This window comes from Streptomyces sp. NPDC001700 (genome assembly GCF_053596435.1).
This window is the reverse complement of record NZ_JBSFGE010000020.1, coordinates 100,613-127,578: the sequence shown is the minus strand read 5'-3', so window position 1 is coordinate 127,578 and position 26,966 is coordinate 100,613. Positions and strand designations below refer to the sequence as shown.

Annotated in this window: 27 protein-coding genes; 11 read left to right on the top strand and 16 right to left on the bottom strand. The window is 71.9% G+C overall.

Going from position 1 to position 26,966, the window contains the following annotated elements:
- The first annotated feature begins 5 nt into the window (after positions 1-5).
- A complete protein-coding gene (locus ACWC5C_RS31025) occupies positions 6-1,901 on the top strand; it encodes a DNA/RNA helicase domain-containing protein (RefSeq protein WP_450880858.1) in 1,896 nt (631 codons plus the stop codon).
- A 17-nt stretch (positions 1,902-1,918) separates the two neighbouring features.
- Here the strand turns inward: ACWC5C_RS31025 and ACWC5C_RS31020 are convergent, their stop codons facing one another.
- From ACWC5C_RS31020 to ACWC5C_RS31005, 4 genes are all read right to left on the bottom strand, one after another.
- Positions 1,919-2,266 carry a hypothetical protein gene (locus ACWC5C_RS31020; RefSeq protein WP_450880761.1) on the bottom strand — a complete coding sequence of 116 codons (348 nt, stop codon included), beginning with the start codon at positions 2,264-2,266 and terminating at the stop codon, positions 1,919-1,921.
- Positions 2,267-2,313: 47 nt separating this feature from the next.
- Positions 2,314-2,796: a hypothetical protein gene (locus ACWC5C_RS31015; RefSeq protein WP_450880759.1), complete on the bottom strand. Its 483-nt coding sequence runs from the start codon at positions 2,794-2,796 to the stop codon at positions 2,314-2,316.
- Positions 2,797-2,876: 80 nt separating this feature from the next.
- Positions 2,877-3,260 carry a DUF427 domain-containing protein gene (locus tag ACWC5C_RS31010; protein ID WP_385440318.1) on the bottom strand — a complete coding sequence of 128 codons (384 nt, stop codon included), beginning with the start codon at positions 3,258-3,260 and terminating at the stop codon, positions 2,877-2,879.
- Between the two features lie 31 nt (positions 3,261-3,291).
- Positions 3,292-3,771, bottom strand: coding sequence for a MarR family winged helix-turn-helix transcriptional regulator (locus ACWC5C_RS31005; RefSeq protein ID WP_450880856.1), 480 nt, complete (start codon positions 3,769-3,771; stop codon positions 3,292-3,294).
- Between the two features lie 149 nt (positions 3,772-3,920).
- On the opposite strand from ACWC5C_RS31005, the gene ACWC5C_RS31000 reads away from it, so the two are divergent.
- Positions 3,921-6,212: an MFS transporter gene (locus ACWC5C_RS31000; RefSeq protein WP_450880757.1), complete on the top strand. Its 2,292-nt coding sequence runs from the start codon at positions 3,921-3,923 to the stop codon at positions 6,210-6,212.
- A gap of 122 nt (positions 6,213-6,334) precedes the next feature.
- Here ACWC5C_RS31000 and ACWC5C_RS30995 read toward each other — a convergent pair whose 3' ends face one another.
- The 4 genes from ACWC5C_RS30995 to ACWC5C_RS30980 all read right to left on the bottom strand — a co-directional run bounded on the left by ACWC5C_RS30995 (position 6,335) and on the right by ACWC5C_RS30980 (position 9,708).
- Positions 6,335-6,565, bottom strand: a complete 231-nt coding sequence (locus ACWC5C_RS30995) for a hypothetical protein (RefSeq protein ID WP_385440321.1) — start codon at positions 6,563-6,565, stop codon at positions 6,335-6,337.
- 63 nt (positions 6,566-6,628) lie between these two features.
- Complete coding sequence (locus ACWC5C_RS30990; protein WP_450880755.1) at positions 6,629-7,855, bottom strand: MFS transporter; 1,227 nt, start codon at positions 7,853-7,855, stop codon at positions 6,629-6,631.
- A 480-nt stretch (positions 7,856-8,335) separates the two neighbouring features.
- The gene (locus ACWC5C_RS30985) at positions 8,336-9,196 is read right to left on the bottom strand and encodes a polysaccharide deacetylase family protein (RefSeq protein ID WP_450880753.1); all 861 of its coding nucleotides are present in this window, start codon (positions 9,194-9,196) and stop codon (positions 8,336-8,338) included.
- Positions 9,196-9,708 (bottom strand): GNAT family N-acetyltransferase, encoded by a 513-nt coding sequence (locus ACWC5C_RS30980; RefSeq protein ID WP_450880751.1) that lies wholly within the window; start codon positions 9,706-9,708, stop codon positions 9,196-9,198. Before ACWC5C_RS30980 ends, ACWC5C_RS30985 begins: the two co-directional genes overlap by 1 nt.
- Before the next feature lie 320 nt (positions 9,709-10,028).
- On the opposite strand from ACWC5C_RS30980, the gene speB reads away from it, so the two are divergent.
- Positions 10,029-11,036, top strand: coding sequence for an agmatinase (gene speB / locus ACWC5C_RS30975; protein ID WP_450880749.1), 1,008 nt, complete (start codon positions 10,029-10,031; stop codon positions 11,034-11,036).
- 37 nt (positions 11,037-11,073) lie between these two features.
- Positions 11,074-11,610 (top strand): hypothetical protein, encoded by a 537-nt coding sequence (locus ACWC5C_RS30970; protein ID WP_450880747.1) that lies wholly within the window; start codon positions 11,074-11,076, stop codon positions 11,608-11,610.
- 6 nt (positions 11,611-11,616) lie between these two features.
- On the opposite strand, the gene ACWC5C_RS30965 is transcribed toward ACWC5C_RS30970, so the two are convergent.
- Entirely contained in the window at positions 11,617-12,726 is a 1,110-nt protein-coding gene (locus ACWC5C_RS30965) for a ferritin-like domain-containing protein (protein ID WP_450880745.1), read from the bottom strand.
- 119 nt (positions 12,727-12,845) lie between these two features.
- On the opposite strand from ACWC5C_RS30965, the gene ACWC5C_RS30960 reads away from it, so the two are divergent.
- From ACWC5C_RS30960 to ACWC5C_RS30945, 4 genes are all read left to right on the top strand, one after another.
- Positions 12,846-13,772, top strand: a complete 927-nt coding sequence (locus tag ACWC5C_RS30960) for an AurF N-oxygenase family protein (RefSeq protein WP_385440338.1) — start codon at positions 12,846-12,848, stop codon at positions 13,770-13,772.
- A 74-nt stretch (positions 13,773-13,846) separates the two neighbouring features.
- On the top strand, positions 13,847-14,674 hold the full coding sequence (locus ACWC5C_RS30955; protein WP_450880743.1) for a TetR/AcrR family transcriptional regulator: 828 nt from the start codon (positions 13,847-13,849) through the stop codon (positions 14,672-14,674).
- Positions 14,675-14,684: 10 nt separating this feature from the next.
- The gene (locus tag ACWC5C_RS30950; RefSeq protein ID WP_450880741.1) at positions 14,685-14,948 is read left to right on the top strand and encodes a hypothetical protein; all 264 of its coding nucleotides are present in this window, start codon (positions 14,685-14,687) and stop codon (positions 14,946-14,948) included.
- A gap of 149 nt (positions 14,949-15,097) precedes the next feature.
- The gene (locus ACWC5C_RS30945) at positions 15,098-16,369 is read left to right on the top strand and encodes an NlpC/P60 family protein (protein ID WP_450880739.1); all 1,272 of its coding nucleotides are present in this window, start codon (positions 15,098-15,100) and stop codon (positions 16,367-16,369) included.
- Positions 16,370-16,374: 5 nt separating this feature from the next.
- On the opposite strand, the gene ACWC5C_RS30940 is transcribed toward ACWC5C_RS30945, so the two are convergent.
- The 5 genes from ACWC5C_RS30940 to ACWC5C_RS30920 form a co-directional block, all read right to left on the bottom strand.
- Positions 16,375-17,619 (bottom strand): styrene monooxygenase/indole monooxygenase family protein, encoded by a 1,245-nt coding sequence (locus ACWC5C_RS30940; protein ID WP_450880737.1) that lies wholly within the window; start codon positions 17,617-17,619, stop codon positions 16,375-16,377.
- Positions 17,620-17,695: 76 nt separating this feature from the next.
- On the bottom strand, positions 17,696-18,337 hold the full coding sequence (locus ACWC5C_RS30935) for a GTP-binding protein (protein WP_385440347.1): 642 nt from the start codon (positions 18,335-18,337) through the stop codon (positions 17,696-17,698).
- A gap of 4 nt (positions 18,338-18,341) precedes the next feature.
- Complete coding sequence (locus tag ACWC5C_RS30930; protein WP_450880735.1) at positions 18,342-18,770, bottom strand: DUF742 domain-containing protein; 429 nt, start codon at positions 18,768-18,770, stop codon at positions 18,342-18,344.
- Positions 18,767-19,252, bottom strand: a complete 486-nt coding sequence (locus tag ACWC5C_RS30925) for a roadblock/LC7 domain-containing protein (RefSeq protein ID WP_385440351.1) — start codon at positions 19,250-19,252, stop codon at positions 18,767-18,769. The genes ACWC5C_RS30930 and ACWC5C_RS30925 overlap by 4 nt, the downstream gene beginning before the upstream one ends.
- Positions 19,249-22,245, bottom strand: a complete 2,997-nt coding sequence (locus ACWC5C_RS30920) for a nitrate- and nitrite sensing domain-containing protein (protein ID WP_450880733.1) — start codon at positions 22,243-22,245, stop codon at positions 19,249-19,251. Before ACWC5C_RS30920 ends, ACWC5C_RS30925 begins: the two co-directional genes overlap by 4 nt.
- Positions 22,246-22,578: 333 nt before the next feature.
- Between ACWC5C_RS30920 and ACWC5C_RS30915 the strand changes: the two genes are divergently transcribed.
- A complete protein-coding gene (locus ACWC5C_RS30915) occupies positions 22,579-23,352 on the top strand; it encodes a protein phosphatase 2C domain-containing protein (RefSeq protein ID WP_450880731.1) in 774 nt (257 codons plus the stop codon).
- A gap of 671 nt (positions 23,353-24,023) precedes the next feature.
- Here the strand turns inward: ACWC5C_RS30915 and ACWC5C_RS30910 are convergent.
- Entirely contained in the window at positions 24,024-24,557 is a 534-nt protein-coding gene (locus ACWC5C_RS30910) for a MarR family winged helix-turn-helix transcriptional regulator (RefSeq protein WP_385440359.1), read from the bottom strand.
- Positions 24,558-24,773: 216 nt separating this feature from the next.
- Here ACWC5C_RS30910 and ACWC5C_RS30905 point away from each other — a divergent pair, with 216 nt between their 5' ends.
- Together ACWC5C_RS30905 and ACWC5C_RS30900 are read left to right on the top strand one after the other, a co-directional pair.
- Positions 24,774-25,655, top strand: a complete 882-nt coding sequence (locus tag ACWC5C_RS30905) for a lysozyme (RefSeq protein WP_450880729.1) — start codon at positions 24,774-24,776, stop codon at positions 25,653-25,655.
- Between the two features lie 58 nt (positions 25,656-25,713).
- Positions 25,714-26,298: a TetR/AcrR family transcriptional regulator gene (locus ACWC5C_RS30900; RefSeq protein ID WP_450880727.1), complete on the top strand. Its 585-nt coding sequence runs from the start codon at positions 25,714-25,716 to the stop codon at positions 26,296-26,298.
- 74 nt (positions 26,299-26,372) lie between these two features.
- Here the strand turns inward: ACWC5C_RS30900 and ACWC5C_RS30895 are convergent, their stop codons facing one another.
- The gene (locus ACWC5C_RS30895; RefSeq protein ID WP_450880725.1) at positions 26,373-26,924 is read right to left on the bottom strand and encodes an NAD(P)H-dependent oxidoreductase; all 552 of its coding nucleotides are present in this window, start codon (positions 26,922-26,924) and stop codon (positions 26,373-26,375) included.
- Positions 26,925-26,966: the final 42 nt, after the last annotated feature.

Sequence of the window (26,966 nt, the reverse complement as noted above, 5' to 3'; positions counted from 1 at the left end):
CTTCCTTGCTGATCCGCGAATCCGTTGCCTCGGTCGCCGCCGAGATGCACTCCGAGGCGCTGTACTTCCATCTGACGGACCGCTTCGTCCACCTGCACGGCCACAATCCCTCCGAGGCTGAGGCCCGCTCATGGAGGCACTCCATCCCCGCGCTGGTGAGCGCGCTGCTGGAGGCTGGTCTGGATGACGTCGAGATGATGCTCGAGTACACGCTGCCGCTCACCAGCAAGCGGGCAGACGCGGTACTCGCCGGTGTTCATCCGAAGACCGGCGAGCCCTCCTACGTCGTCATCGAGCTCAAGCAGTGGACCGAGGCCTATCCCGACGAGGACTCCCCCCGCCTCTGCCACGTCGCCGGAATGCACGCCAAGCCGGTGCTCAATCCGATCGAACAGGTACGGGGCTACTGCGACTACCTCGCGCAGTTCAACGGGAGCCTCGACAAGAACGAGCACCGGATCGTCGGGGCCGCGTATCTGCACAACGCGACGGAGTTCGGTGTCGGCGGACTGGATGCCGCCGGGCAGAGCCCTCGTGGGCGGTTCTTCACCGGCGACAGGCGCGGCGAGTTCATCGCGTTCCTCCGGGATCACCTTGCGGCGGAACCCGGCGCTCTCACCGCCGACGCCTTCCGGAATGCGGCGGTGAAGCCGTCGACCCAGCTCATCAAGGCGGCCGCGGACGAGGTCCGCGATCGGGAACAGTTCCAACTGCTGAGTGAGCAGAAGCTGGCGTATGAACTGGTACTCAGGGCCGTACGGAACGCGCAGCGCTCCGACAGCAAGGAAGTCATCGTCGTCACCGGCGGACCGGGCAGTGGAAAGAGCGTCATCGCGCTGTCCCTACTGGGAGAGCTGTACCGGCAGGGCAGGTCTGCGCTGCATGCCACCGGTTCCGCGTCGTTCACCAAGACCATGCGCAAGGTGGCCGGTGCCCGGAAGCGCGAAGTGCAGGACCTCTTCAAGTACTTCAACAGCTTCATGACCGCCGAACCCAACGACTTCGAGGTGCTCATCTGCGACGAGGCGCATCGGATGCGCCTGACCTCGGCCAACCGCTACACGCCGGCCGCGAACCGCACCGACAAGCCTCAGGTGGACGAGCTGATCGACGCCGCCCGTGTGCCGGTGTTCCTGCTCGATGATCACCAGATCGTTCGTCCCGGTGAGATGGGCTCCCAGCGAGAGATCGAAGCGGCCGCGACCCGAAAGGGTCTGCGATGCACCGTGGTGTCACTCGACAGTCAGTTCCGCTGCGGGGGCAGTGACGCCTACCTGCAGTGGGTGCTGCGGTTGCTGGGGCTGGAGGACGGCGGACCGGTCCAGTGGGAGCCAGACGGGAAGATGCAGCTCGCGGTCGCGGAAAGCCCCCAGCAATTGGAGGAGTTCCTCGATGACCGACGCGCCAAGGACTACAGCGCCCGTATGTCCGCCGGGTACTGCTGGAAGTGGACCACGAAGACGGCGCCGGGCCAGCCGCTCCCCGAGGACGTCGTCATCGGGGACTGGGCCCGGCCGTGGAACGTCTACGGGGACCGGGCGGTGGCGGGAGCGCCCCCTGCCGCGCTGTGGGCCACGGATCCGGCCGGGTTCGGCCAGGTCGGCTGTGTCTATACGGCGCAGGGCTTCGAGTACGACTGGAGCGGTGTCATCCTGGGGCCGGACCTCGTGTGGCGTGGTGACCGCTGGGTTGTCGACCGTACGAAGTCCAAAGACCCGGTATTCCGAAAATCCACCCCCGACGACGTGGTGACAGATCTGATCCGCAACACCTACAAGGTGCTGCTCACCCGGGGAATGGTGGGCACGGTGATCTACTCCACCGACGCCGAGACGCGTGCCAAACTGCGCGAGCTGATCCAGGAAGAGGCGCGGGTTCCAGAGCCGGAGCCTGTGGGCTGACAGCCGGGCCCGGGGGCTCAGGGAGAGGTGAGGAGCAGCATTGCCATCGTCAGCTGAGCCAACCACTGCAGCTTGACCGCCCAGGAGCGGGCCGTGGGGAACGGCAGGCGCTTTCGGGGGCAGGTTGCGGCGTAGAGGCCCAGCGCCGCCGAGGCGAGGAGTGCGGCCCAGATCACCGAACCCGGGGTTGAGGAGCACTGGTTGCCGTACATGACGCAGTCGGCGGCGCGCTCCGTCATGAGGGACAGGACGATGCTGATGATGGCGGTGGGGATCAGCAGGGCGACGCCGATCTTTGCCGCGATGCGGAGTCTTCGGTCGTGAGCCGCGTCGGCGTTCGGGTCGGTGGCAGCTGTCTCGTTCATTCGTCCACCCAACCGTGGGCGGGGTGGGGAGGGATCGCCTCGGGTACTCAGTTGCCCTGGGTAGGAGGGCTCGGCTGGGGGCAGGGGAGGTCGGGGGCCTGGGGGTTCGGGGAGCAGGTGACTACCGCTAGGGAGAGGAAGGACGTGTGGCCTGTGTAGAAGCCCAGGGAGATGTCGGCGCCTTCAGACATACGGTCCGCAGCTGTGGCTACCAGGCGGGAGAGGCGGGCGGTGTTGGCTTCGTCTCGGGAGAGGAAGCCGGGGGCGTGGTCGGTGAGTTGTTGGCCCAGCCAGGTGGCGGCGTCCTTGGGTTCGTGGAAGGTGGCGCGGATGAGGGCGGGGGTTTTGAGGAGCCAGTACGCCGTCTCCATGGGCGGCAGCTCGGAGCGGCGGAAGGTGTCGAGGAGGGTGCGGTAGTGCTCCTCGTCCTCCGGGGTGACCGGGGGCAGGGGGCGGTCGGGGAGGCGGCGGAGGGTTTCGTGGTCGAACTGCTCCTTCTCGCCCAGCCAGGAGTACGCGTGGAGGTGCACGCGTCAGCCGTTCCCCCGGGGAGGGAGGGGGACGTCCGCTGATGGGGTGATGGGGGCACGGAGGGGCGTTAGCCCCGGGGTCAGGAGACCGTGATCTTGGCTACGGAGTCGTAGAAGGAGAGGTGGTTCTTGATCTCGGGTACCGCGTCGATCGGCTGTGCGTACGTCCACACGACGTCGGGGCGCAGTTCGGCGCCGCTGTCCGGGCCTATGTACGTCCAGTACGCCGCCTCGCCCTTGAAGGGGCAGGTGGTGCGGGTGTCGGTGGGCTCGAACAGGGTGAGGTCCACGTCCTCCGGGGGGAGGTAGTAGCGCACCGGCAGGCCGGTCTCGTGCAGGAGCAGCGGGCGGTCCGTCTCGGCTACTACCTGGCCGTCGATGGTGACCTTGATGTGCTGGGTGCCGCGTTCTATCTCTACTCGGTGGCCGGAGGTCGAGTTGGTGTGGGGGTGTGGGGTGGGCATCGCGTTCTCCTTGAGTAGGGGCGTACTCAGGTCAACGCGTTCCCTCGGGCGGGGATTCCGATTCTTCCGCGCGGGGCCACGGGCGGCCGTCGTGCGCTTCCACCTCGCGGTTGAAGCGGGTCAGGGCCTCGCCGAAGCGGGACAGGTCCTCCTCGGTCCAGTCTTCGAGCAGGCGCGACAGGCTGGTGCGGCGGCAGTCGCGTTCGGCGGTGAGGCGTTCGGCGCCCAGGGTGGTGACGCGGAGTTTGCGGGCCAGGCCGCCGTCGGGGTCGGGGATGCGCTCGGCCAGGCCGCCGCGCAGCAGGGTGCCGGTCTGGCGGTTGACGGTCGAGACGTCGAGCTGGAACGCGTCGGCGAGCTGGCCGATCGACATCGCGCCCTCCGCGTCCAGGCGGGAGAGGAGGAGGTAGGCGGAGCGGTCCAGGCGGTCGGGAGTGGGTGGGTCGCATGGCTCGGGGCCCGATGCCTTGCGGTCACGGGGGGTCAGGACGTGACACCTGGCGACCAGCATCAGCTCGCGTTCCAGCAGTTCCAACCGCTCCAGCACGCTTCCTCCTCGTCGCCCGCGCTCCATGAAACAGAAGTGTGCACGATACACATCATGTGTAGTATGCACATCTCCCACTCATCCCTGTTGTACCGCTTGGAGGCCTCATCCGCATGGCCCAGTCAGCCCCAGCCCGCGTCGAGGAGCCCACCAGAGCCGCGCCGGTCGGCGCCTCGCTCCCGCAGCGCGAGGTCGGTGGCGGTTTCGTGGCAGTGCTCGCGTTCTGCGGCATCGCCGTATCGGTGATGCAGACGCTGGTCGTCCCGCTCGTGAGCGAGCTGCCGCAACTGCTGCACACCACCAGCTCGAACGCGTCCTGGGTGGTCACCTCGACCCTGCTCGCCGGGGCGGTCTCGACTCCCGTCATGGGGCGGCTCGGGGACATGTTCGGCAAGCGCCGGATGCTGATGGTCGCGCTGATACTGCTCGTCGTCGGGTCGCTGACCTGCGCCGTCACCTCCGACCTGGTGGTGATGGTGATCGGCCGGGCGATCCAGGGCGGGGCGATGGGCGCCATTCCGCTCGGCATCAGCATCATGCGGGACGAGCTGCCGCCGCAGCGGCTGGGCTCGGCGATGGCCCTGATGAGCTCCTCGCTCGGCATCGGCGGTGCGCTGGGGCTGCCCGCCGCCGCGTTCGTCGCGCAGCACACCAGCTGGCACGTGCTGTTCTACGGTGCCGCCGGGCTGGGCGCGATATCGATCGCGCTCGTACTCGCCGTCGTCCCGGAGTCCGCCGTACGTACCCCCAGCCGCTTCGATCTGGTCGGCGCGCTCGGGCTCACGGCCGGGCTCGTCTGTCTGCTGCTGCCGATCACCAAGGGCGGCGACTGGGGCTGGGCGAGCGGTACGACGCTCGGGCTGTTCGGCGCGGCCGTGGTGATCCTGCTCCTGTGGGGCGTCTTCGAGCTGCGCACCGCCGAGCCGCTGGTCGATCTGCGGACCACCGCGCGCCGCCAGGTGCTGCTGACCAACCTCGCCTCGATCATGGTCGGCTTCTCGTTCTACGCGATGTCGCTGATCTTTCCGCAGCTGCTGCAGTTGCCTGAGGCCACCGGCTACGGGCTCGGCCAGTCGATGGTCATGGCGGGTCTGTACTTCGCCCCGATGGGCGTGGCGATGATGGTGGTCTCGCCGCTGTCCGCACGCATCAACGCCGCCCGCGGCCCCAAGGTCTCGCTGATCAGCGGCATCATCGTGATCGGCGCGACGTACGGCGCGGGCCTGGTGATGATCGACGAGATCTGGCAGATCGTGGTGCTGGCCACCGCGCTCGGCGTCGGCATCGGCATCGCGTACTCGGCCATGCCGACCCTGATCGTCAGCGCCGTACCGGCCCGGGAGACGGGCGCGGCGAACGGTCTGAACACCCTGATGCGGTCCATCGGCATGTCCACCTCCAGCGCGGTGGTGGGGGTGATCCTGGCCCGTCAGACGACGGACTTCGGCGGGGTCGCGCTGCCGAGCAAGGAGGGCTTCCAGACGTCGTTCATGGTGGCGTGCGCGGCCTCGATCGTGGGTCTGCTCATCGCCTTCTGTCTGCCGGGGCGGCGTCCTGCCGCCGTCACATCCGCCCCTGCGGCTGTCTCCGCGCCGGATCCCGCGCCGGAACCCGCCGTTGAGGAGGCCGAGGACGGCCTCACCGGCAGCGTCATTCACGGCCGGGTCCTCGGCCCCGACGGCAGCCCGCTGGCCGACGCCGCCGTCACCCTGATCGACACCGGCGGCCGCCAGCTCGGCCGTACGGTCACCGGGCGCGACGGCGGCTACACCGTGACCGCGCCGGGCGGCGCGAGCGTCGTCCTGATCGGCTCGGCGCCCGGCCACCAGCCGCAGGCCGCCACGCTGCTGGTGTCGGACGTCCCGGTCCTCTGCGACCTGCGGCTGGCCGGAGGCGGCGGGCTGACCGGGGCCGTCCGGGCCGAGGGCGGCGGGCCGCTGGCCGGGGCCACCGCCACCGCGACCGGCGCGGACGGCGAGGTGGCGGGCTCGGCGACGGCGGACGAGAAGGGTGAGTTCGCGCTTCCGGAGCTGGGCTCTGGCACGTACACGCTGACGCTCAGCGCCGACGGACACCGTCCGCACGCCACCCAGGTCGAGCTGACCGCCGGTGAGCCGGTGCGGGTCGATGTGTCGCTGCGGCCCGCCGCCCGAGTCGGCGGCACCGTACGTGACCAGGGCGGACGTCCGCTGGAGGACGCCCGTGTGGCGCTGCTGGACGCCTCCGGCGACGTCGTCGGGCAGTGCGTCACGGGCACGGACGGGGCGTTCGGCTTCGAGGGGCTGACCGGTGAGCACTACACGGTGGTCGCCAGCGGTTACGCACCGGCCACCAAGCCGGTCACGGTCGGCGGCGCCGCGTCGTCGGACGCCCGGGACGTGGACTTCCTGCTGAGCCACGGTTAAGTCATAGGTGATGTCTGTGCCGCCCCGCGCCCGCGCGGGGCGGCACAGCAATGAGCACGGGCAATGAGCACGGGCAATGAGCACAGGCCAGACCCACCCCCGGCGGGTGTGCCGCTCCGGCTTCATTCCTCGGGCAGGCTCTCCCACGCCTCGCCCTTGCGGAACAGCTCGTATCCCTCCGCGTCCGCGATCGACTCCGCCTCCGCGCGGCTGCCGACAGAGATCTCGTACGTATGGCTGTCGACCGTCGCGTGGACACCCTTGCCGTCGGTGATCGTCTCGATCGAGTGCGTCTCGTAGATGACGCGCCCCGGCTCGGTCTTGCTCCAGACCACGTGCATGCTCACTGCCATCGGATCACTCCCGAAGACGAGCCCCCTGGTTTCAGGGTCTCACGGCACGCGAATACCGCCCGGCTACCGCCTTCCGAAGATCGCCACGTGCGCCAGCGCCAGCACCGCGAGCGCCCCGCCGAACCACATGACGCCGACGAGCGCGATCCCGTCCGCCGCCCGGCCGCCGAGCAGCGCGCCCAGCGATATCGCGATGTTGAAGACGCCGACGAACAGCGCCGAGGCGGCCTCCCGCGTCTCCGGCGCCGCGTGCAGCACCCAGGTCTGCGAGGTCACCGAGACCCCGCCGTACGCCAGCCCCCACAGCACCAGCAGCGCGACCGCCCCGCCGAGGGTGCCGCCCGCGACCGGGACGAGCAGGACCGCGGTGGCCAGGGCGGTGAAGATGACCATGAGGGTGCGGCGCGGGTCGCGGTGGGCGGTGGCGCCCGCCAGGAAGTTCCCGGCGATGCCCGCCACGCCGTACGCCAGCAGCAGGGTGCTGATCAGCCCCGTCCGTACGCCCGAGACGTCCTCCAGCACCGGGCGGACGTACGTGTACGCGCCGAAGTGGCCGGTGACCACCAGCGCCGTGGTGATCAGCCCGACCCGCAGCCGGGCGTTGCGGAACAGCCCCGGCACCTCGCGCAGCCGGATGGTCTCGGTGGCGGGCAGCGGCGGCAGGGTGACGGCGAGGACCGCGGCGGTCGCCAGCGCCAGCGCGCCCATCCCGGCGAACGCGGCGCGCCAGTGGAGCAGGTCGCCGATGAGCGTTCCGACCGGTACGCCGAGGACGGAGGCGACGGCGATCCCGCTGAAGATCAGCGAAGTGGCCGTACCCGCGGACTTCTCCGGTACGAGTCGTACGGCGAGCCCCGCGGCCAGGGACCACACCCCGCCGATGCACGCCCCGACCAGCACCCGGGACAGCAGCAGCACGGCGAAGGTGGGGGCGAGGGCCGAGGCCAGGTTGGCCGCGGCGAGGAGTGCCAGCAGGCCGCACAGCACCAGCCGCCGGTCGAGGCGGCCGACGGTGACGGCGAGGAGGGGCGCGGCGACCGCGGCGACGAGCCCGGGGACGGTCATGGCCAGGCCCGCCGTACCGGGCGAGACCCGCAGCGCGGAGCCGATGGAGGTGAGCAGGCCGACCGGGAGCATCTCGGTGGTGACGACGGAGAAGGTGCCGAACGCCACGGCGACGACGGCGAGCCAGGCTCTGAGCGGCGAGTGCGGTGAGTGCGCGGGTGCGGCTGACCCGGATGCGCCTGCCGGAGTGGTGAGTTCCGTGGTAGGGGGCGTGGAATTCGACATGACTCAAATGAACCGCCGCCCCCCGGCCGGGAACAACGCCGAAGCCCTCAGTCTTCTCTGAGCGGGACTCATCGATCGGTGGAGGACCACAGGAGGCGGCCGGTGTCCGGGCTGGAGATCCTTCCGGGAGCGGCATCCCGGCTGCGAGCCGGAGACCGTGAAGATCCCGATGGCCGATCCGTTCGGCACGGTGCGCGGCGGTGAGGTGGACGCTGGTGGTCCGCGCCGGGCACGCCTTCGCGGGGCGGGGCGCGGTGGACGCCGAGGAGCTGGCGGGCTGCCCGCTGGTCGCGCCGACCGCCGAGTACCACGGGCGCCGCGACATCACGTTCGTCCCGGTGGAGGGGTTGCCGGACTCGATGCTCGGCCTGGTGTGGCGGCGGGGCGGGGAGACGGCGCGGATACGGGCGCTGCGGGGGGGCCGTGGCCGAGCTGTGCGGGCCGCCGCTCCCCCACGAACAGCCGCTCCCCCACACCGTCCTATCCGGCGGCCGTCCAGATCCGTTGCAGCGTCCCGTAGTCGACCACCGCGATGCCCTCCTCGCGGAGGATGTCGCGGGCCTGCGGTGAGGTCAGGAAGGCGTGGTCGGTGCTGCGGACCTGCCAGCCGCCGGGGTCGACGGCCCGCGCGTGGGCGTCGTCGAGCCCCGGGTGGACGGCCCATTCGGTGAACCCGGGCGGCAGGTCGCGCAGCAGCCGGGCGTACTGGTCCGCCTTGCCGTCGATGTCGAGGGCGAAGCTGTCCAGGAACGGGTGGTCGAGGGCGGGCAGTCCGCGCCGCCGCAGCGCGTCCCGCGCGGGTTCGCGCCAGATCCGTACCGCCAGGCCGTACTCCGCGCCCAGCGCGAGCGTCAGGTCGCGGATGTCCTCGCGGCCGCCGTCGGCCAGGCAGTGCCAGTCCAGATGGGCGGGGGCGAGCCCGGCGTCCCGTACGGCGTCGATCTGGGCGCGGAACTCGCGCTCGACCTCCGCCGGGCGGGCCCGGGCCAGCAGCTCCGGGATGGCGGCGGACGCGTACAGCTCCCCCGCCCCGTCCAGCAGCGACGGCACCCGCTCCTTCGGCGACAGCGGCCCCCAGGAGTAGTGGGGCAGGTCGCGGACGAGGGTGAGGTGGACCCCGAACGGGATGTGCGGCCGCGCGCGCAGCAGTTCCATCGCGTGCGGCGCCGCCGGGCACGGCACCATCAGGCTGCACGAGGCCGCGATGCCGTCCTCGATGGATTCGATGACGGCGGTGTTGACCGCCGGGTACATGCCGAAGTCGTCGGCGTTGAGGAGGAGCGCGCGGGCGTCGGCGGGCAGGCCCAGCAGTTCGGTGGCCGTAAGGCCTGACGTGCTCATCAGCGGGTCTCCCTTCGCATGCACACCCGTGGCCAGCGGTCCAGCCCGTGCCCGGCCTCGCTGCGGCGGATCTCCCACAGCCCGGGGGTGAGTTCGGCGTCCGCCAGGGTACGGAAGCCGCAGCGGGCCGCGTAGTACGGGGCGTTCCACGCGACGTCCACGAAGGTGGTCAGGGTCAGCGCGGGGACGCCGTCGGCGGCGGCGCGCGCCGCCACGTACTCGATCAGCGTCCGGCCCACCCCTCGGCGGGCGCTGTCCGGGTGCACCGAGATCTGCTCGATGTGCGTGTTGCCGTCGACGGGGTCGGTGATCACGTAGGCCATGGCCCGGTCCGTGTCGTCCACCGCCACCCAGGCCCGCCCGGCGCGCTGATAGCGCTCCAGCTCGGCCAGGCTCAGGGGCTCGTCGTCGGCGATCTCGTCCATCCCGATGTCCCGGAAGCACCGTCCTGCGGCGCGCTCTATGTCCTGGAGATGGGGAAGTTCCTCGATGGTGCTCGTTCGAATCCGCACCCCACCATCATCCTCCGGAACCGCCCGGCAAAGGGGTGCCCCCCACCGCCGTGGAGAGCACCCTTTGGCCGTTCCTTCACATAACCGCCCCCGGCCCGGGACATCCCCACATGACCTCGGCCTTTCCGGTGGCGGTGATCAAGAACCTAGCAAGACCTGGGCATCGGGGCGAAGTTGGAGGGGCATACCGGCTGCCCCATAGGGGCGTGGTTCCTCTATAGGGGGAGGCCGCAGTGGGCAATCACCCATTCGGGGGATTGAATGGGTGATGTAGGTGACGACTGCCGAGCAACCCCCCACGTGAAAGGCCCAGTTCCGCCATGAGCGCGACCGATCGCGACCCCGCCATGCCCGTTCCGCCCGAGGAGACCGAGCGCACGCTGCGCTTCGCGGGGCCCGCGACGTTCGGCCGCGTGCCGCGCCTGGACCAGGTCGGCACCACGGACATCGCCGTGGTCGGGGTCCCGTTCGACGCGGGTGTCTCCTACCGGCCGGGCGCCCGGTTCGGCGGGAACGCGATCCGGGAGGCGTCGCGGCAGCTGCGCCCGTACAACCCGGCGCAGGACGCGTACCCGTTCCACTACGTCCAGGTCGCGGACGCCGGTGACATCACCGCCAACCCGCACAACCTCGAAGAGGCCATCGAGAACATCGAGGCGGGCGCGGAGGAGCTGCTGTCCACGGGCGCGCAGCTGATGACGCTCGGCGGCGACCACACCATCGCGCTGCCGATCCTGCGCTCGGTGGCCCGCAAGCACGGCCCGGTGGCGCTGCTGCACTTCGATGCGCACCTGGACACCTGGGACAACCACTTCGGCGCGCAGTACACCCACGGAACGCCGTTCCGCCGCGCGGTCGAGGAGGGCATCCTCGACACCTCCGCCCTCTCCCACGTCGGCACCCGCGGCCCGCTCTACAGCAAGGGCGACCTGGACGAGGACACCAAGCTGGGCTTCGGGATCGTCACCTCGGCCGATGTGATGCGGCGCGGGGTGGACGAGGTCATCCAGCAGCTCAAGGAGCGCATAGGCAAGCGGCCGCTGTACATCTCGGTGGACATCGACGTCCTGGACCCCTCGCACGCCCCCGGCACCGGCACCCCCGAGGCGGGCGGCCTCACCTCCCGCGAGCTGCTGGAGATCGTGCGCGGGCTCGCCGACTGCCACCTGGTCTCCGCCGACCTGGTCGAGGTCGCCCCGGCGTACGACCACGCCGACATCACCTCCGTGGCCGCCTCCCACACCGCGTACGAGCTGGTCACCCTCATGTCCCGGCAGATCGCCTTCCTGCGCTGGGTGGAGGAGCAGCAGCAACAACAGCAGGCGTAGGGGAACCGCGCGGGACCGGCGGCGCGTCGCAGCGATCATGAATGCGCTGCAGGACCTGATCGACGACTACGAGTGCGTCTTCCACGGCTTCTACCTGGGCGACGACGAAGAACTCGACGCGGTGGTGACCGCGTGCGTGGACCGGCTCGAAGAGGCCCGGGCGGCGCACGGCGGCGGCTCCGCCGAGGTGGCGTTCCCGGTCCTCGGTCTGGTGCTGATGTACGGGAACGAAATGTGTCACTCGGCCCCCGAGGTGGCCGACCGGGCCGCCGCCGCGCTGCGCGCCGTCGCGGCGGACGGGGCGTGGGCGGCCTGCGGCCATCCGGGGCACCCGAGCGACCAGGGCCTCGACATCGAGCAGTTGGAGTGCTTTCCCACCGCCCTGGAGCTGATCGGCGACCCCGCAGCCGAGGACGTGTCCTGGGACCAGCTCACCAAGCGGTCCGGCCGGGCCGACGCCGGGGAACTCTCCTCCGCCGAAGCGGAATCCCGCTGGCGCTGCCCCCGCGCCCTCGCCGAATTCGCGGCGGCGGCCGCGGAGGCCATCCGCCCCTCCGGTCCAGTGGACAGCTGAGCCGCCTCAGCCGTCCGCCGCGCCCTGCGCGATGGCCTCCTCGACCTCGCCGGTACGGGCGGTCTCCTCGGCGGCGAAGCGCTGGGCGTCCAGGGCCTCGGCCAGCTCCTCGTCCTGGTTCATCAGCAGGTCGAGATTGCTGTCGCCGAGTTCCAGGACGCCCATGTCGACGTAGGCGCGCTGGAGCCGTTCGCCCCACAGGCCGATGTCCTTCACGCACGGCACGATGCGGCTGAACAGCAGCTTGCGGAAGAGGTGCAGATACGGGGAGCGCTCCGCGTACTCCTCGGCCTCGGCCTTCGGGATGCCCAGGTTCTCCAGCACCTCGGTGCCGCGCAGCCGGTCACGCATGAGGTAGCAGCCCTCGATGACGAACTCCTCGCGCTCGCGCAGCTCCGCGTCGGTCAGGTCGCGGTAGTAGTCGCGCAGCGCCATCCGGCCGAAGGCCACGTGGCGGGCCTCGTCCTGCATGACGTAGGCGAGGAGCTGCTTGGGCAGGGGCTTGTCGGTGGTGTCGCGGATGAGGCCGAAGGCGGCGAGGGCCAGGCCCTCGATGAGGACCTGCATGCCCAGATAGGCCATGTCCCAGCGGGAGTCGCGGAGGGTGTCGCCCAGCAGCGCCTGGAGGTTGTCGTTGATCGGGTAGACCATGCCGACCTTCTCGTGCAGGAAGCGGCCGTACAGCTCGGCGTGGCGGGCCTCGTCCATGGTCTGGGTCGCGGAGTAGAACTTGGCGTCGAGGTCGGGCGCCGATTCGACGATGCGGGCGGCGCACACCATCGCGCCCTGCTCGCCGTGGAGGAACTGGCTGAACTGCCAGGAGGCGGCGTGGCGGCGCAGTTCGGCCCGGTCCCGGCCGGACATCCGGTCCCAGTGGGGTGTGCCGTAGAGGGCCAGCGATTCGTCGGGGGCGCCGAGCGGGTCGTACGGGTCGACCTCAAGGTCCCAGTCGATCCGCTTGGTCGCGTCCCACTGCTTGTCCTTGCCCTTCTGGTACAGGGCGAGCAGCCGGGCCCGGTGGTCGTCGTACTCCCAGCTGAACCGGGCGGCGCCGCCCGCGGGCACCTGCCACATCGGGTCGCCGGGGTCCATGGCGTAGAGGTCCTGCGTCGACACGTCGTCTCCTTCGCCTCGCTAGCGCACCAACACTTCCGCGGGGGATTGACGGGCTTGCTGACACAGAGTCTCATAAGGGTTGTCCGGCCGCGACCACTTCCGCGAGGTGTTCCCCAGCGATGACGACCCCGACCGAATCAGCCGCGCCCCGGGACGCGCTCGGGCTCCTCAAGGACCGGGAGAAGGTGGCGGAGCGGCTGCTGCGGGCCTCCGCCCGGCACTCGTTCGACCCGGACACCGAGCTGGACTGGGACGCGCCGCACGAGCCGGACAAGTGGTTCTGGCCGCCGGAGCTGGTCTCCCTCTACGGCACCCCGATGTGGCGGCGGATGTCCGAGGAGCAGCGGATGCTGCTGTCGCGGCACGAGGCCGCGGCGCTGGCCTCGCTCGGCATCTGGTTCGAGATCATCCTGATCCAGCTGCTCACCCGGCACATCTACGACAAGCCCGCGACCAGTGCCCATGTCCGCTACGCGCTCACCGAGATCGCCGACGAGTGCCGCCACTCCCAGATGTTCGCGCGGCTGATCGCCAAGTGCGGCACCCCCGCGTATCCGGTGTCCCGGCTCCACCAGAACCTGGGCCGGTTCTTCAAGACGTTCTCCACCACGCCCGGTTCGTTCACCGCCACCCTGCTGGGCGAGGAGGTGCTGGACTGGATGCAGCGGCTGACGTTCCCCGATGAGCGCGTCCAGCCGCTGGTGCGCGGCGTGACCCGGATCCATGTGGTGGAGGAGGCGCGCCATGTGCGGTACGCCCGGGAGGAGCTGCGCCGCCAGATGGTGCGGGCGCCGCGCTGGGAGAAGGAGCTGACCCGGGTCGGCTCGGGCGAGTTCGCCCGGGTGTTCTCGCTCGCCTTCGTCAACCCGCGGGTGTATACGGACGTCGGGCTCGACCGGCGGGCGGCCGTCGCCCAGGTGCGGGCGAGCGGCCACCGCCGTGAGGTGATGCGCGGCGGGGCCCGGCGGTTGACCGAATTCCTCGACGACGTCGGGGTGCTGCGCGGTGCGGGACGCAAGCTGTGGCAGAGCAGCGGCCTGCTGTAGCGCGGGTCCGTGCGGGCGTCTTCGTCAACGGGCCGCCCCTCGGTGTGCGCCCCGGGGCGGTTACGCTGCCAGGCATGACGACGAGCAGTGGCACCGCCCCGGCGGAAGCGGACGTCCCCGCTGACGCGGACCGGGCGACCGCGGCGCCCCCGGCCACCGTGCGCCGCGGGGCGTACCGCAGGCTCAGTGTCGAGGCGCGGCGCGCCGAACTGATCACCGCCGCGCTCGGCCTGTTCGCCCACCACGCGCCCGAGGACGTGTCGCTGGACGATGTCGCCTCGGCCGCGGGCGCCTCCCGCCCGCTCGTCTACCGCTACTTCCCCGGCGGCAAGCAGCAGTTGTACGAGGCGGCGCTGCGCAGCGCCGCCGACGAGCTGGAGGGGTGCTTCGAGGAGCCGCGCACCGGCCCGCTCAGCGCCCGCCTGGGCAACGTACTGGACCGCTATCTCACCTTCGTCGACGAGCACGACGCGGGGTTCAGCGCGCTGCTGCACGGCGGCAGCGTGGCCGAGACCTCGCGGACGAGCGCCATCGTGGACGAGGTGCGGCGGGCCGCGGCCGAGCAGATCCTGCTGCACGTGGCGGCCGACGCGGCAGATGCGGCCGACGAGCCCGCCGAGAAGCCCGGCGCCCGGCTGCGGATGATGGTGCGCACCTGGATCACGGCGGTCGAGGCGGCCTCGCTGATCTGGCTGGACGAGAACAAGCAGCCGTCGGCCCGGGAGCTGCGGGACTGGCTGGTGGACCACTTCGTGGCACTGCTGTCCGCCACCGCGGCCACCGATCCGCAGGCGGCCCGGGTGATACGGGCGGCCCTCGCCGCGGAGCCCGCGCACGGTCCGGTGGGCGCGCTGGTGCGGCGCGTGGCACCGGTGTTCGGCGAGGCGCGGCACCTGCTGTGAGGGTGGTGCGGTGAGAAGCGAGGAGACGCCGTTCGTCGGCGGGCCGCTGGACGGCCGGGTGCTGCCGGTCCTGGTCGGCGCCACGGGCCAGCCGCCGAAGACGTACGAGGTCCCGGTCCCGGACGAGGCGGGCGGCCCGCCGACCGTCCACATCTACCGCCGCACCCCGGCGAGCACGTCCCGACTGGGCCTGATCCGGGGCTGGCGGTACGAGTACGACCCGGAGGGCACGCCGCGCGGCGGACCGAAATGGCCGTGGTCCAAACGGGGCTGAGACGTGCGCGGAGGCTGCTCCGCCGCCCTCCGGACGGGTGACCGTGTTGGGCCGACTTGCCCATCATTCTCCCGAAAGTACGACTGTCACGCCGCGTTCCTGCTGAGGTGGTCGTCGGACCCCGTTCCCGCAGCCGGAGGTGTGAGCCCGTGTCAGGACGGATCGTAGGCTCGGTCTGCGCGGCGGCGATCACCGCGACCGTCGCGCTCGTCCCGCCCGTCCCGGCGGCCACGGCCGCCCCCGCGCAGCCCGACCGGCCCGCCGACCGGTCCGTCGCCGGGCTGCTCACCCAGCTCAAGACGCTGTACCGGAAGGCCGAGGAGGCGACCGAGGCGTACAACGCGACCGAGGAGAAGCTGCGCAGACAGCGGGCGAAGACCCGCGATCTGACCGACGACCTCGCCGACAGCCGCACCGACCTGGCCGCCAGCCGGGAGGACGCGGGGCGGCTGGCCCGCCAGCAGTACCAGGGCCACACCCAGCTCTCCTCGTACACCTTCCTGCTGACGCTGCTCACCCCGCATCCGGAGAACGCCGCCGACCAGGCGCGCGAGCTGGACCGGGCGGCGGGCCGGGAGGCCGCCGTGGTGGAGCGGCTGACCAAGGGCGAGCGGCACGCCGACGCCCTCGCCACCAAGGCCAGGACCGCCCTGGACAAGCAGCTGTCGCTGAGCGCGAAGAAGAAGAAACAGCGCGACAAGGTCAAGAAGCGGCTCACGAAGATCGAGAAGATGCTCGCCTCGCTGACCGCCCGCCAGATCACCCAGGTGGCGGAGCGGGAGCGCGAGGAGACCAACAAGGCGCAGCGCAAGCTGGTCGCCTCCGGGGTGCTCGGCGGCGCCACGCAACGCGCCCAGGGCGCCGCCCCGCCGCCGCCCGCCCCGGGCCCCGGTCCGGCCCAGGGCACGGGGACGGACACGGACACGGGTGGCGGGCAGGACACCGGCGGCGGGCAAGGTGCCGGGACGGTGCCCAGCCGCCCCGCCCAGGGCACGGGCGGCGGTACGCCCGCCACCGGCGCGGGACCCAAGACCCCCGGGCGGCTCCCGATGGCCTCGGCGTCGGCCGGGCAGCGGGCGCTGCGGTGGGCGCTCAACCAGATCGGCAAGCCGTATGTGTGGGGCGCCGAGGGGCCGAACTCCTTCGACTGCTCGGGGCTGACCTCCCAGGCGTGGGCGCACGCGGGACGGACCATTCCGCGCACCAGCCAGGAGCAGTGGCGCCAGCTGCCGAGGATCTCGCTCAGCCAGCTGCGCCCCGGCGACCTGGTGATCTACAACAAGGGCGCGAGCCATGTGGCGATCTACGCGGGCGGCGGCCAGGTGGTGCAGGCGCCCCGGCCCGGCACCACCGTGCGGCTGTCCCCGCTCGCGTCCAACCCGGTGCAGGGCGTGGTCCGTCCGGGCGCGGCCCGCCGCTGACAGCCCTAGGCCAGGGAGGCCAGATAGGCCGACGCCTGCTCCGGCTCGTAGAAGAAGTGCTCGAAGTCGGACGGGTCGTCGAAGCCGTTGGCGATCCGGTCGGCCACGGGCGGCAGGCCACTCGCCGCGCCGAGCAGTTCCACGATGTGCTCGGGCGGCGGGGCGAGCATCGCGTTGGTCCACTTGGTGACGTGCCGGGCGGTGGCCCAGTAGCGGTCGAACGTCTCGCGCATCCAGGCGGCGTCGAACGGCCGGTCGCCGTGGGCGACGATGCTCTCCAGGTAGGAGGCGGCGCACTTGGCGGCCGAGTTGGAGCCCTGTCCGGTGATCGGGTCGTTGGCCACCACGACGTCCGCGACGCCGAGCACCAGGCCGCCGCCGGGCAGTTCGCCGATGGGGTTGCGTACGGTCGGCGCGTACCGCCCGGCGAGCGTGCCGCCCGCGTCGGTCAGCTCGACCTTGGTGGCCCGCGCGTACTCCCACGGAGTGAACCGCTCCATCAGCTCCAGCGTGGTGGCCAGATGCGCGGACGGGTCGGTGACGCCCTGGAACACATCGGCCGGGCCGCCCGGGACGCCCTCCCAGAAGAGGATGTCGGCGCGCCCGCTGGTGGTGAGGGTCGGCATGACGAACAGCTCGCCGACACCCGGGACCAGGTTGCAGCGCACCGCGTCGTAGTCCGGGTGCTCGGGGCGCGGCCCCAGCCCGTGCACGTAACTGACGGCCAGCGCGCGCTGCGGGGTGTCGTACGGGGAGCGGGCGGCGTCGCGGCCGAAGAGCGAGACCAGTTCGCCCTTGCCCGCGGCCACCAGCACCAGATCGTGGCTCTGGGTGAAGAAGTCCAGGTCGGAGACGGACACGCCATGGATGACCAGCTGGCCGCCGCGCTGTTCGAACAGCTCCATCCAGCCCGCCATCTTGATGCGCTGGTCGACGGACTGGGCGTAGCCGTCGAGCCGCCCGACCCAGTCGACGGCGCGGGCGTGCGGCCCCTCGGGCGTCGGCGGTCCGGCGATGGACACGCCGAGGCCTTCGACGCGCGGCGCCCGCTCCTCCCAGAAGTTGAGCTTCAGGTCGCGCTCGTGCTGCAGCGCCGTATGGAACATGCATTGCGTGGACATGACGCGCCCGGAGCGGATCTCGTCAGCCGTGCGGTTGGCCATCAGGGTGACCTCGTAGCCCTCGGCCTGGAGACCGAGGGCGAGTTGGAGGCCGGACTGACCGGCGCCGACGATGAGTATGTTCCGCATGGCTGTGACTCTCTCTCAGGCTCAGGACAGGAAGAGGAACGGGGCATTCCATTCCCCGAGCGGAGCTGAGGTTAGTTCACTCGGGTGAGACGTCAACGGCGTGGCCCACCAGGGCGAGCAGCGCGTCCACCACCGTCACCCGCTGCCGCGCGTCCATGGTCACCACCGGCACCTCGGGCTTTACGGAGAGTGCGTCCCGGACGTCGTCGGGGCCGTAGAGCGGGGTCCCCTCGAAGTGGTTGACCGCCACCACATACGGCAGGCCCAGGCTCTCGAAGTAGTCCAGCGCCGGGAAGCTGTCCTCCAGCCGCCGGGTGTCGGCCATCACGACCGCCCCGATCGCCCCGCGCATCAGGTCGTCCCACATGAACCAGAACCGCTGCTGGCCCGGGGTGCCGAAGAGATAGAGCACCAGATCGGATGCGAGCGTGATCCGCCCGAAGTCCATCGCGACGGTCGTGGTCAGCTTCTCGGGCGTCGCGCCGAGATCGTCCACGTCCTCGCTGGCCTGCGTCATCAGGGCCTCGGTCTGCAGCGGAGTGATCTCCGAGACCGAGCCCACGAACGTCGTCTTCCCGACGCCGAAACCCCCCGCTATCACTATCTTCGTGGCGATCGGCGCCCGGGAGCGGTCCGTCTGCCAGCTCTGCAGCCGTTCTTCGGCACCGGGTATACCGGCGCCGGGTATCTCCGACACATGCGGCGGGGTCACCGTCATCGTCTCAGAGTCTGCGAAGTCCAACGAGCACCCTTTCGAGCAACGCGCGATCCGGCTGTCCCGGGCCCCGCCCGGTGCCGTACACGCGGATCTTTCCCTGATCGGCGAGATCGCTGAGCAGGACGCGGACCACGCCCAGCGGAATCTTGAGCATCGCGGAGACCTCCGCGACCGAACGCATTCTGCGGCACAGGTCGATGATGGCCCGTATCTCCGGCAGCATCCGCGCCCCCGGGCCGTCGCCCTGTGCCTCTTCCGGCGCCGGAGCCAGGGCCGGGTCCACCGGTCCGTCCACCGGTCCGTCCGCGGGCTCAAGCGACGCCACGAACGTCTCCACCAGCAGCACGTGCTCCGTGCGGGTGCGCCCTCCGGTGAGCGAGTACGGACGCACCCGCCCCGGTCTGCGCGCGGCCCGGCCGGACGCCGCCGTCACCGCGCCGACTCCAGCGACCTCCGTAGTTCGGACCGCAGTTCGGGGGTGAGCACATGTCCGGCCCGGCCCACGAACAGCGCCATGTGGTACGCGACCACCGACATGTCGCAGTCCGGGGTGGCGTGCACCCCCAGCAGCGAACCATCGCTGATCGACATGACGAACAGACTGCCCTCGTCCATCGCCACCACCGTCTGCTTGACTCCGCCGCCGTCCATCAGCTTCGCCGCGCCGAGCGTCAGGCTGCCGAGCCCCGACACGATCGTCGCGAGGTCCGCGGTGGAACCCTTCGGGCCGTCCTGGACCGTCGGGCCCGTGGGCGCGGCGACGTGCCGCGCGTCGGAGGACAGCAGCATCAGCCCGTCGGACGAGACGACGGCCACCGAGCGGACCCCCGGCACCTCCTCGACCAGGTTCGCCAGCAGCCAGTGCAGATTACGGGCCTCGGAACTCAACCCGTAGGTACTACTGGGCGCATTCACCCGCGTGCCTCCTCAACCGTGCCGCCCCCGTCCTGCGCCCCCGTTTGCGCCGTGCCCCGCTGTTCTGCCGCGCTGTGTGCGGCGATCTCGGCCTCCGCGTCCCGGTGGCCGTCCCGCGCGCCGCGCTGAAACCCGCCCAGCCTACGCCGCAATTCCTCCGCGTTCACCGACCCTGTGCGCTCCTGCGGGTCGGTGTCGCGGAGGGCCACGCTCCGCGGTGTCCGCTTGGGAAGTCCCTTGCCGGTGCGGGGCAGTTGGCCGGTCGCCTCCGGGGCACGGGTGTGCTGGTCGGGCCCTATCGCGTACGGGTCGTGTGGCTGGTCCCGCTGCTCCGGCTGCTCTGCGGGACCGGCCGGGTCCGCCGGGCCCCAGGCGTCCGCCGCGGCGGGCCGCACCGCGCGGGCGTCGAACGGCTGCTCACCGCCCGGCGCTTCCTGCGGATGGTCCGCCGGAACGCCGCCGGGCACGGTCAGTTCCATGGTGCGCTCGGTGGCCTGGGCCGTCTTCGGGGTGCGCTTCGGCAGGACCGGCAGCTCCTCCCCCACCGGGCCGGGGGCCGGATGCCCGCGCGGCGGCGTCGGCTCCATGAGGTACGGGTCCTCGTCCGCGCCGCCCGCCCAGGCCTCGCCGGGGGCGGCCCACGACACCGTCTCGGGGCCCGCGTCCTGCGCGGTGGGTTCCGGTTCCGGCTCGCGCTCGGGGGTGGGCTCCGTACGGTCCGTATCGCTGAAGTCCGCCGCGCCGACCGCTTCGGCCGCGTCCGCCGCCGGGCGGCGCTGGCCCGGTACGCCTCCGCCACCCGCGACCCGGCCGTGGTCCGGGAGGGCGTTGCCATTGGCCTCGGCCGCGGCGCCCGGGAAGGCGGGCAGGCCGGTGGTGCCGAGCGGGCCGCTCGCGGCGGCGGGCGGGGCGGGCGGGAGTCCGGCGCCGGGCGGGCCCGCCGGGAGGATCTTGACGGGCAGAACGACGACGGCGGCCACCCCGCCCGGCTGCTGCTCGCGCAGCGACACCCGTACGCCGTGCCGCGCGGCGAGCCGGGTCACCACGTACAGGCCGAGCCCCAGCGGATCGTCCGGCTGCGGGCCCTGGCAGTACTCGGGGACCGGGTCGGCGAGCCGTTCGTTCAGCTCGGCGAGGCGCTCGGGCGTCATGCCGATGCCCTCGTCCTGGACGGAGAGCATGACCTCGCCGCTCTCCAGCAGCCAGCCGGACACCTGCACCGCGGCGTCCGGCGGTGAGAACGCCGTGGCGTTCTCCAGCAGTTCGGAGATCAGGTGGCTGACGCTGTCGGCGGCGAACCCGGCCACCTGCGCGTGCGGCGGCAGCGACTGGATGTGCACCCGGTCGTACCGCTCGACCTCGCTGATCGAGGCGCGCAGCACGTCCAGCAGCGGCACCGGCCCTGGGTGGTTCGTCTGGTGCTCGGAGCCCGCGACGATCAGCAGGTTCTCGCCGTAGCGGCGCATGCCGGTGGCGAGGTGGTCGAGCTGGAACAGCGTTTCGAGCCGGTCGGGGTCCTGCTCCTGCTCCTCCATGGACTCGATGATCGCCAGCTGCCGCTCGATCAGCCCGAGGCTGCGCAGCGCCAGGTTGACGAAGCTGCTGTGGACCCGGGCGCGCAGCCCCTCCAGCCGGGTGGCGACCGCGTCCCGCTCGGCGCGCAGCTCGGCCGCCTCGTCGGCCAGTCGCCGCCGCTCACCGGCCCACTGGGTGCGTTCGCCGTCGAGCCCGGTCAGCCGCTCGTGCTGGCGCAGCGCGGCCCGGTGGAGTTCGTTGACGGCCCGTACGGCGTCGGCGAACTCGTCGTTACGGCCCTTGAAGGCGATCGGCTGCTCGGCGGCCGGGCTGGCCGCGACCCGGCGGGCGCCGCGCCGCAGCGCGGACAGCGGGCGGGTCATCGAGCGGGCGCTGTGGATGCTGGTGCCGAGGGCGAGCAGCAGACAGGCACCGGCCAGGGCGATGCTCACCTCCAGGGCGGTGACCTCGTCGTCGCGCAGCTGCCCGAGCCGGGTGATCTCGGCGGAGGCGAGCGCGGACTCGGCCCCGCGCATCCGGTCGATGCGGGCGGTCAGGGCCGCTTCGAGGCGGCTCTTGTTGACGAACAGGTCCTGACCGGAGAGCTGGGGCTGATCGGTGAGCCGGTCGAGGTAGCGCTCGGCGGTGGTGACCTCGGTGCCGTTGACGGTGCGGTCGTAGGCGTCGCGCGCGGAGGCCGGGGCGAGCTGCCGGAAGTCGGCGAGCGCGGACTGCTCGCGCACCTCGGTGCGCTGGGCGGCCACGGTCAGCCGGGACCGGCCGCCACGGTCGGCGAGCGCGGCGAGCAGCAGCCCACGGGTGGCGGACGCCTGCTCCACGGCGCGGCCGAGCGGGGCGAGCGCGGGGGCCGGACCGGTGTCGGCGTCGGGCGGGAGCTTGCGGGCGAGGGTGTCGGCGACCCGGTTCAGCGCCTGGACGGCCTCGGTGTACGCGTCGAAGACGTCGAGGGACGAGCCCTTCCCGGTCAGCGCCTGCTGACGGATCTCGGGGAGCGTGCCGAGCAGCGTGGCGAGGGCGGCCGGGACCTGCCCGCGCACCTCCGCGACCTGCCGGTCGACCCGGGCGCGCTGGTCCTCGGAGACGCCGCCCCCGGCGGTGGCAGTGGTGGTACGGCCTGCGGCGACGAACGCGGTCATGGCGTCGCGTTCGTCGGCGAGGGAGTGCGCGAGGGCCACCGTGCCCCGGTTGGCCTCGGCCAGCTCCACCAGCTTCTGCACCTCGGTCGCGTCGTCGAGGGCGCTGAGGACGGCGGGGGCACCGGCGGCGAGGACGGCGACGGAGACGAGGGCGACGGACGCGGTCAGCCGGTTGCGGACGCGCGCGGGGCGCCCCCGTGGTGGCTCCGGCGCCGCCGTGGGTTCTGGAAGGGGCCCGGCCGCTTCCTGTGCCTGTTCGTGCTGATCACGGGACTCACTGACGTGCTCGCGCTTGGTGCCCCGAAGCCGCTTCTTCCGCACCGGTGCTCACCATCTTTTCTCGCCCGACCGCTGTGGTTCCAGACCGCTGTGGTTCCAGAGGTGACGACGGATCAATTCTTGTGTTTCCCCACCCCCCGGTAGGGATTCCGACCCTTCCAGGGACGGCTCCGGGGCGGGTACGCATCACCCACCCGGCCCACCCGAACGAGTGAACCGCATTGCGTAGTTGAGCACCAACTTTCGTCCCGGACCATACCCGGCGGCCGAATTTCCCGGGCTGGAAAACGCTTGCCCGTCCTGGCAGGATGCCCATCCCTCTGCCCATCCCCCTGCCCACGCCCGCACCAGGGGCGTGCGCGGCAGAATGACGGCATGCGCATCGAACTCGCGACCGCCCCCGGCGATCCGCAGCGCCCCAACGAGGACTACGCGTCCGTGGCCCTGCCCGCGTCGGGGCACGGCGGCGCGCTCGTGGTACTGGACGGGGTCACGCCGCCGCCCGATGGCGACACCGGATGCGCGCACGGCGTGCCCTGGTACACCGCCCGGCTGGGCGGCGCGCTGCTCGAACTGACCGGTTCGCGGCGGGATACGGCGCTCACCGACTGCCTCGCGTACGCGATCGAGCGCACTGCCGAGGCACATAGTTCAACATGTGACCTTTCTCACTCGCTCACCCCTCAGGCGACCGTCGTCGTGGCGCGCTGGGGCGCGGACCGGGTCGAGTACCTGGTGCTCTCCGACTCCGCCCTGCTCATCGAGCGGACCGGGGGCGCGGTGACGGCCGTGCTGGATGACCGCATCGACCGGCTGCGCGCCGAGGGGCGGCGGGTCGGCCCGCTGCGCAACATCGAGGGCGGCTTCTTCACCGCGGCGGCCGACCCCGAGGTCGTCACCAAGGCGGTCACCGGCAGCCTGCCGCGCGCGGAGGTACGGGCACTGGCGGCGCTGACCGATGGGGCGTCGCGCTGGGTCGAGGTGTTCCACGAGGGCGACTGGGCCGCCTGCCTCGGACTGCTGCGCAAGGAGGGGCCGCAGGCCCTGATCGACCGGGTACGGGCGGCGGAGCACACCGACCCGGACCGGGCGGCCTTCCCGCGCGGCAAGCCCCACGACGACGCGGCGGCGGTCTTCGTGGAGCCGTAGCGGCCCGCGCTCGCGCGACGGCCCGCCCATTGGCCTGGGCGGCCGCACCGGTACGTGGCGTAGCTGCCGAGCGGCGGTGGCCGTCAGCGCGGCCCGTTGACGCGCCCCCCACAGACACCGAGCCGCAGCGACCCTCGGCGGGCGGCGGGCGCCCGTTGACGCGCGGTCACTCGACGGGCGGCCGTTATCGCGGCGATCATCGGCGGGCGGTCGTCAGCGCAGCGACCGTCCCACCGGGCGCGGCGCCCGCCCTCACCGGGTCCGCGCAGCCGCACCCATGCGCAGCGTCCCCGACGAGACGCGAGGCCGTTGGCGCGCGGTCCTCAGCGGGCAGCCGCTATCAGGCGGCCATCGGCGCGCGGGCGGTCCCGCCGAGTCGCGGCGCCCCGCCCGCGCCGGGCCCGGGCGGCCTCGCTCGTGGCGCCCGCCCACCCCGGCGGGACGGCCGTCAGCTCGGCGGACATTGACGCGCGGGCGTCCCCGCCGAACTGCAGCGGCCGTTGGCGCGGCGGCCATCGGCGCGCGGCGCCCGCGACGGGGCTGAGGGGCATCGCTTGGGGTGGCCGCCCCGGCGGGTCGTCAGGGAGCGCCTCCAGAGGCCGGGTACCGCAGTCGCCACGCCCGCGTCGCCGGATCGGCGTGGCTCGCCGATCCTGACGTACATGAGCGCCCTACTGGTCCCGCTCCGCGCGGGCTGTCTGCCCGGGCTCGTCGGCTTCCTGCGAGCTGTTCAACTGGTGCAGCAGCCGCGCGAGTTCGGCGACCTCGCTGCGCTCCCAGGCGGCGAGACGGCGGGCGTACCGCGCGCGCCGGGCGCCGCGGACCCGGCGGAAGCGGGCCCGGCCCTCGTCCGTCAGCTGCACCAGGAAGGCCCGGCCGTCCGCCGGGTCGGGCGCCCGGGTCACCAGCCCGAGCCCCTCCAGCGCGCGCAGCTGACGGCTCATCGTCGCCTTGCCCACACCGATGTAGGCCGCGAGGTCCGTCGCGCGCTGCTCCCCCGCGTCCTCCAGGCGCATCAGCAGCCCATACGCGGCGGACTCCAGATCGGGGTGGACCTCGCGGGCCAATTCGCCCGAGGAGGCGCGGGCGCGGCGGAGGAAGACCGCCAATTCGCGCTCCAGCGCCAGAAACGCGTGGTCCACACCAATTCCACCCACGGTCGCGCCCGCACCCTCCTCGGGGGGCGTTGCCCCGTTGTTGTGCACGTCAGAGCCCTCTCCGGGTTTTCACATCGTGAAAGTTTCTTGCACGCACGGCTGTTACCGCAGCTCCCTCAGTATTTCGCAGGATTAGACCAACGGCAGCCCACTCCGCCCCTTCCTCCTTGCTATCTACGCCCGTAGCGTCGTTCCTGACATGGCCATTCCAATCGCATCCCCCCACTCCCCCCGCTCCCCCCACCGAGGCTTCGGAGGCACGCCATGCCTGTGCTCAGACCCGGCCCCACCCGGCGCACCCCCAGCGCGCTGACCGGCCTGCTCGCCGCTCTCCTCACCGCCCTCCTCACCGCGTCCTTCGCGCTGTCCGCCCCCGCGTCCGCCGACGACGATCCGACCGTGAACAGCGGCGGTACGAAGGCCATCCCCCACCCCGAGGACGACTGGGCGGGTTCGCAGATACTCAAACACGAGGGCGGCTCGACGACCGGCGAGCCCCCGTCGCCGTCCGATCTGCTCGCCACCGTCGAAGGCGTGGACGTCAGCAGCCACCAGGGCAACGTCGCCTGGTCGACCCTCTGGAGCAGCGGGGTCAAGTTCGCCTACGTCAAGGCGACCGAGGGCACCAGCTACACCAATCCGTACTTCTCCCAGCAGTACACCGGCTCGTACGGCGTCGGCATGATCCGCGGCTCGTACCACTTCGCGCTGCCGGACAACTCCTCCGGCGCCGCCCAGGCCAACTACTTCGTCGACCACGGCGGCGGCTGGAGCAAGGACGGCAAGACCCTGCCGGGCGCGCTGGACATGGAGTACAACCCCTACGGCGCCACCTGCTACGGCAAGAGCACCAGCGCGATGGTCACCTGGATCAAGGACTTCACCAGCACCTACAAGGCGCGCACCGGCCGCGACCCGGTGATCTACACCTCCACCAGCTGGTGGAACACCTGCACCGGCAACTCCAGCGCCTTCGGCGGCACCAACCCGCTGTGGATCCCGCGCTACGGCTCCTCCGTCGGGGAGCTGCCCGCGGGCTGGGGCTTCCACACCATCTGGCAGTACACCTCCTCCGGCCCGACGGTCGGCGACCACAACCTCTTCAACGGCGCGATCGACCGGCTGAAGGCCCTCGCCAACGGCTGAGCCTCATTCGCTCCTCGCCCTCCGGCGCACGGACAGGTCTGTCTGTACGCTGGAGGGCATGACCACGAGCAGCGCCCGCCCCTCCGCCCGCGACCGCATCCTGTCCACGGCGACCGGGCTGTTCAACGCCCATGGGATACGGGGCGTCGGAGTGGACCGGATCATCGCCGAGTCGGGCGTGGCCAAGGCGACGCTGTACTCCCACTTCCGCTGCAAGGACGATCTGGTCCTGGCCTATCTGCGCGCCACGGACACCCACTGGCGCGGGGAGCTGACCGAGGCCGCCGAGGCCGCCGGGCCCGATCCGCGCGACCGGCTCACCGGTGTCTTCGACGCGCTGAGCGCGGCGACCCGGCGGGACGGCTTCCGTGGCTGCGCGTTCACCCGTACCGCGGGCGAGACGGAGCCGGGCACCGCCGCGCACACCGCGACGGCCGAGCACAAGCGCGCCGTACGGGACTGGCTGACCGAGCTGGCCCGGGCCGCCGGAGCCGCCGACCCCGCGCGACTCGCCCTGCGGATCTCGCTCCTCGTCGACGGCGCGATGGCCGCGGCGGCGCTGGAGCCCCGGCCGGAGTTCGCGGAGGCGGCGCGGGAGGCGGCGCGGGTGCTGATCGCGGAGGCGTGCCCGGCCCGGGTGTAGCCCCTAGGACTCCGGATACGGCGAAGGGCCCGGCCGCGTACGAGCGGCCGGGCCCTTCCCCTGCTGTACGGGCGTTACACCGTGGCGAGGTCGCGCTCGCGCACCACCCCGGACGCCAGCAGCGCGCGGTAGTCCTCCTGGTACGCGGCCAGCGCCGCGTCGTCCACCGCGTGCGTGCCGTGGATGACGAACGGCTCCTCGTACGTCATCCCGGAGATGTTCGCCGTCGCGTCGAAGGGCTTGAGCAGCTCGGCGACCGTGAAGCGGTTGAACCCGCCGGGCCGGTACATCTCCTCCGCGGCCCCGGCCGTGGTGGCGACGAGCAGCGCCTTGCCCCGCAGCGAGGTGCCGTTCGAGCCGTACGCGAAGCCGTACAGGAACACCTCGTCCAGCCACTTCTTCAGCAGCGGCGGCGCCGAGTACCAGTAGAAGGGGAACTGGAACACGATCCGGTCGTGCTCCAGCAGCAGCCGCTGCTCCCGCTCGACGTCGATGCGCAGGTCCGGGTAGGTGGCGTACAGATCGTGGAGCGTGACGCCGTCCACCGGCCGGGCGGCCTCGGCGAGGGCGGCGTTGACGCGTGAGGCGGCGAGGCCGGGGTGGGCGAGGACGACAAGGGTGCGCACGGCTTTCCTCCGCTGGGAACGATATGCGAACAGACAGGTCTG

Bases quoted from the DNA above. Each gene is read 5' to 3' on its own strand.
- ACWC5C_RS31020 (WP_450880761.1), bottom strand. From the start codon at position 2,266: ATGAACGAGACAGCTGCCACCGACCCGAACGCCGACGCGGCTCACGAC.
- ACWC5C_RS31010 (WP_385440318.1), bottom strand. From the start codon at position 3,260: ATGCCCACCCCACACCCCCACACCAACTCGACCTCCGGCCACCGAGTA.
- ACWC5C_RS31005 (WP_450880856.1), bottom strand. From the start codon at position 3,771: ATGCTGGTCGCCAGGTGTCACGTCCTGACCCCCCGTGACCGCAAGGCA.
- ACWC5C_RS31000 (WP_450880757.1), top strand. From the start codon at position 3,921: ATGGCCCAGTCAGCCCCAGCCCGCGTCGAGGAGCCCACCAGAGCCGCG.
- ACWC5C_RS30995 (WP_385440321.1), bottom strand. From the start codon at position 6,565: ATGGCAGTGAGCATGCACGTGGTCTGGAGCAAGACCGAGCCGGGGCGC.
- ACWC5C_RS30990 (WP_450880755.1), bottom strand. From the start codon at position 7,855: ATGTCGAATTCCACGCCCCCTACCACGGAACTCACCACTCCGGCAGGC.
- ACWC5C_RS30985 (WP_450880753.1), bottom strand. From the start codon at position 9,196: ATGAGCACGTCAGGCCTTACGGCCACCGAACTGCTGGGCCTGCCCGCC.
- speB (WP_450880749.1), top strand. From the start codon at position 10,029: ATGAGCGCGACCGATCGCGACCCCGCCATGCCCGTTCCGCCCGAGGAG.
- ACWC5C_RS30970 (WP_450880747.1), top strand. From the start codon at position 11,074: ATGAATGCGCTGCAGGACCTGATCGACGACTACGAGTGCGTCTTCCAC.
- ACWC5C_RS30960 (WP_385440338.1), top strand. From the start codon at position 12,846: ATGACGACCCCGACCGAATCAGCCGCGCCCCGGGACGCGCTCGGGCTC.
- ACWC5C_RS30955 (WP_450880743.1), top strand. From the start codon at position 13,847: ATGACGACGAGCAGTGGCACCGCCCCGGCGGAAGCGGACGTCCCCGCT.
- ACWC5C_RS30940 (WP_450880737.1), bottom strand. From the start codon at position 17,619: ATGCGGAACATACTCATCGTCGGCGCCGGTCAGTCCGGCCTCCAACTC.
- ACWC5C_RS30935 (WP_385440347.1), bottom strand. From the start codon at position 18,337: ATGACGGTGACCCCGCCGCATGTGTCGGAGATACCCGGCGCCGGTATA.
- ACWC5C_RS30915 (WP_450880731.1), top strand. From the start codon at position 22,579: ATGCGCATCGAACTCGCGACCGCCCCCGGCGATCCGCAGCGCCCCAAC.
- ACWC5C_RS30905 (WP_450880729.1), top strand. From the start codon at position 24,774: ATGCCTGTGCTCAGACCCGGCCCCACCCGGCGCACCCCCAGCGCGCTG.
- ACWC5C_RS30900 (WP_450880727.1), top strand. From the start codon at position 25,714: ATGACCACGAGCAGCGCCCGCCCCTCCGCCCGCGACCGCATCCTGTCC.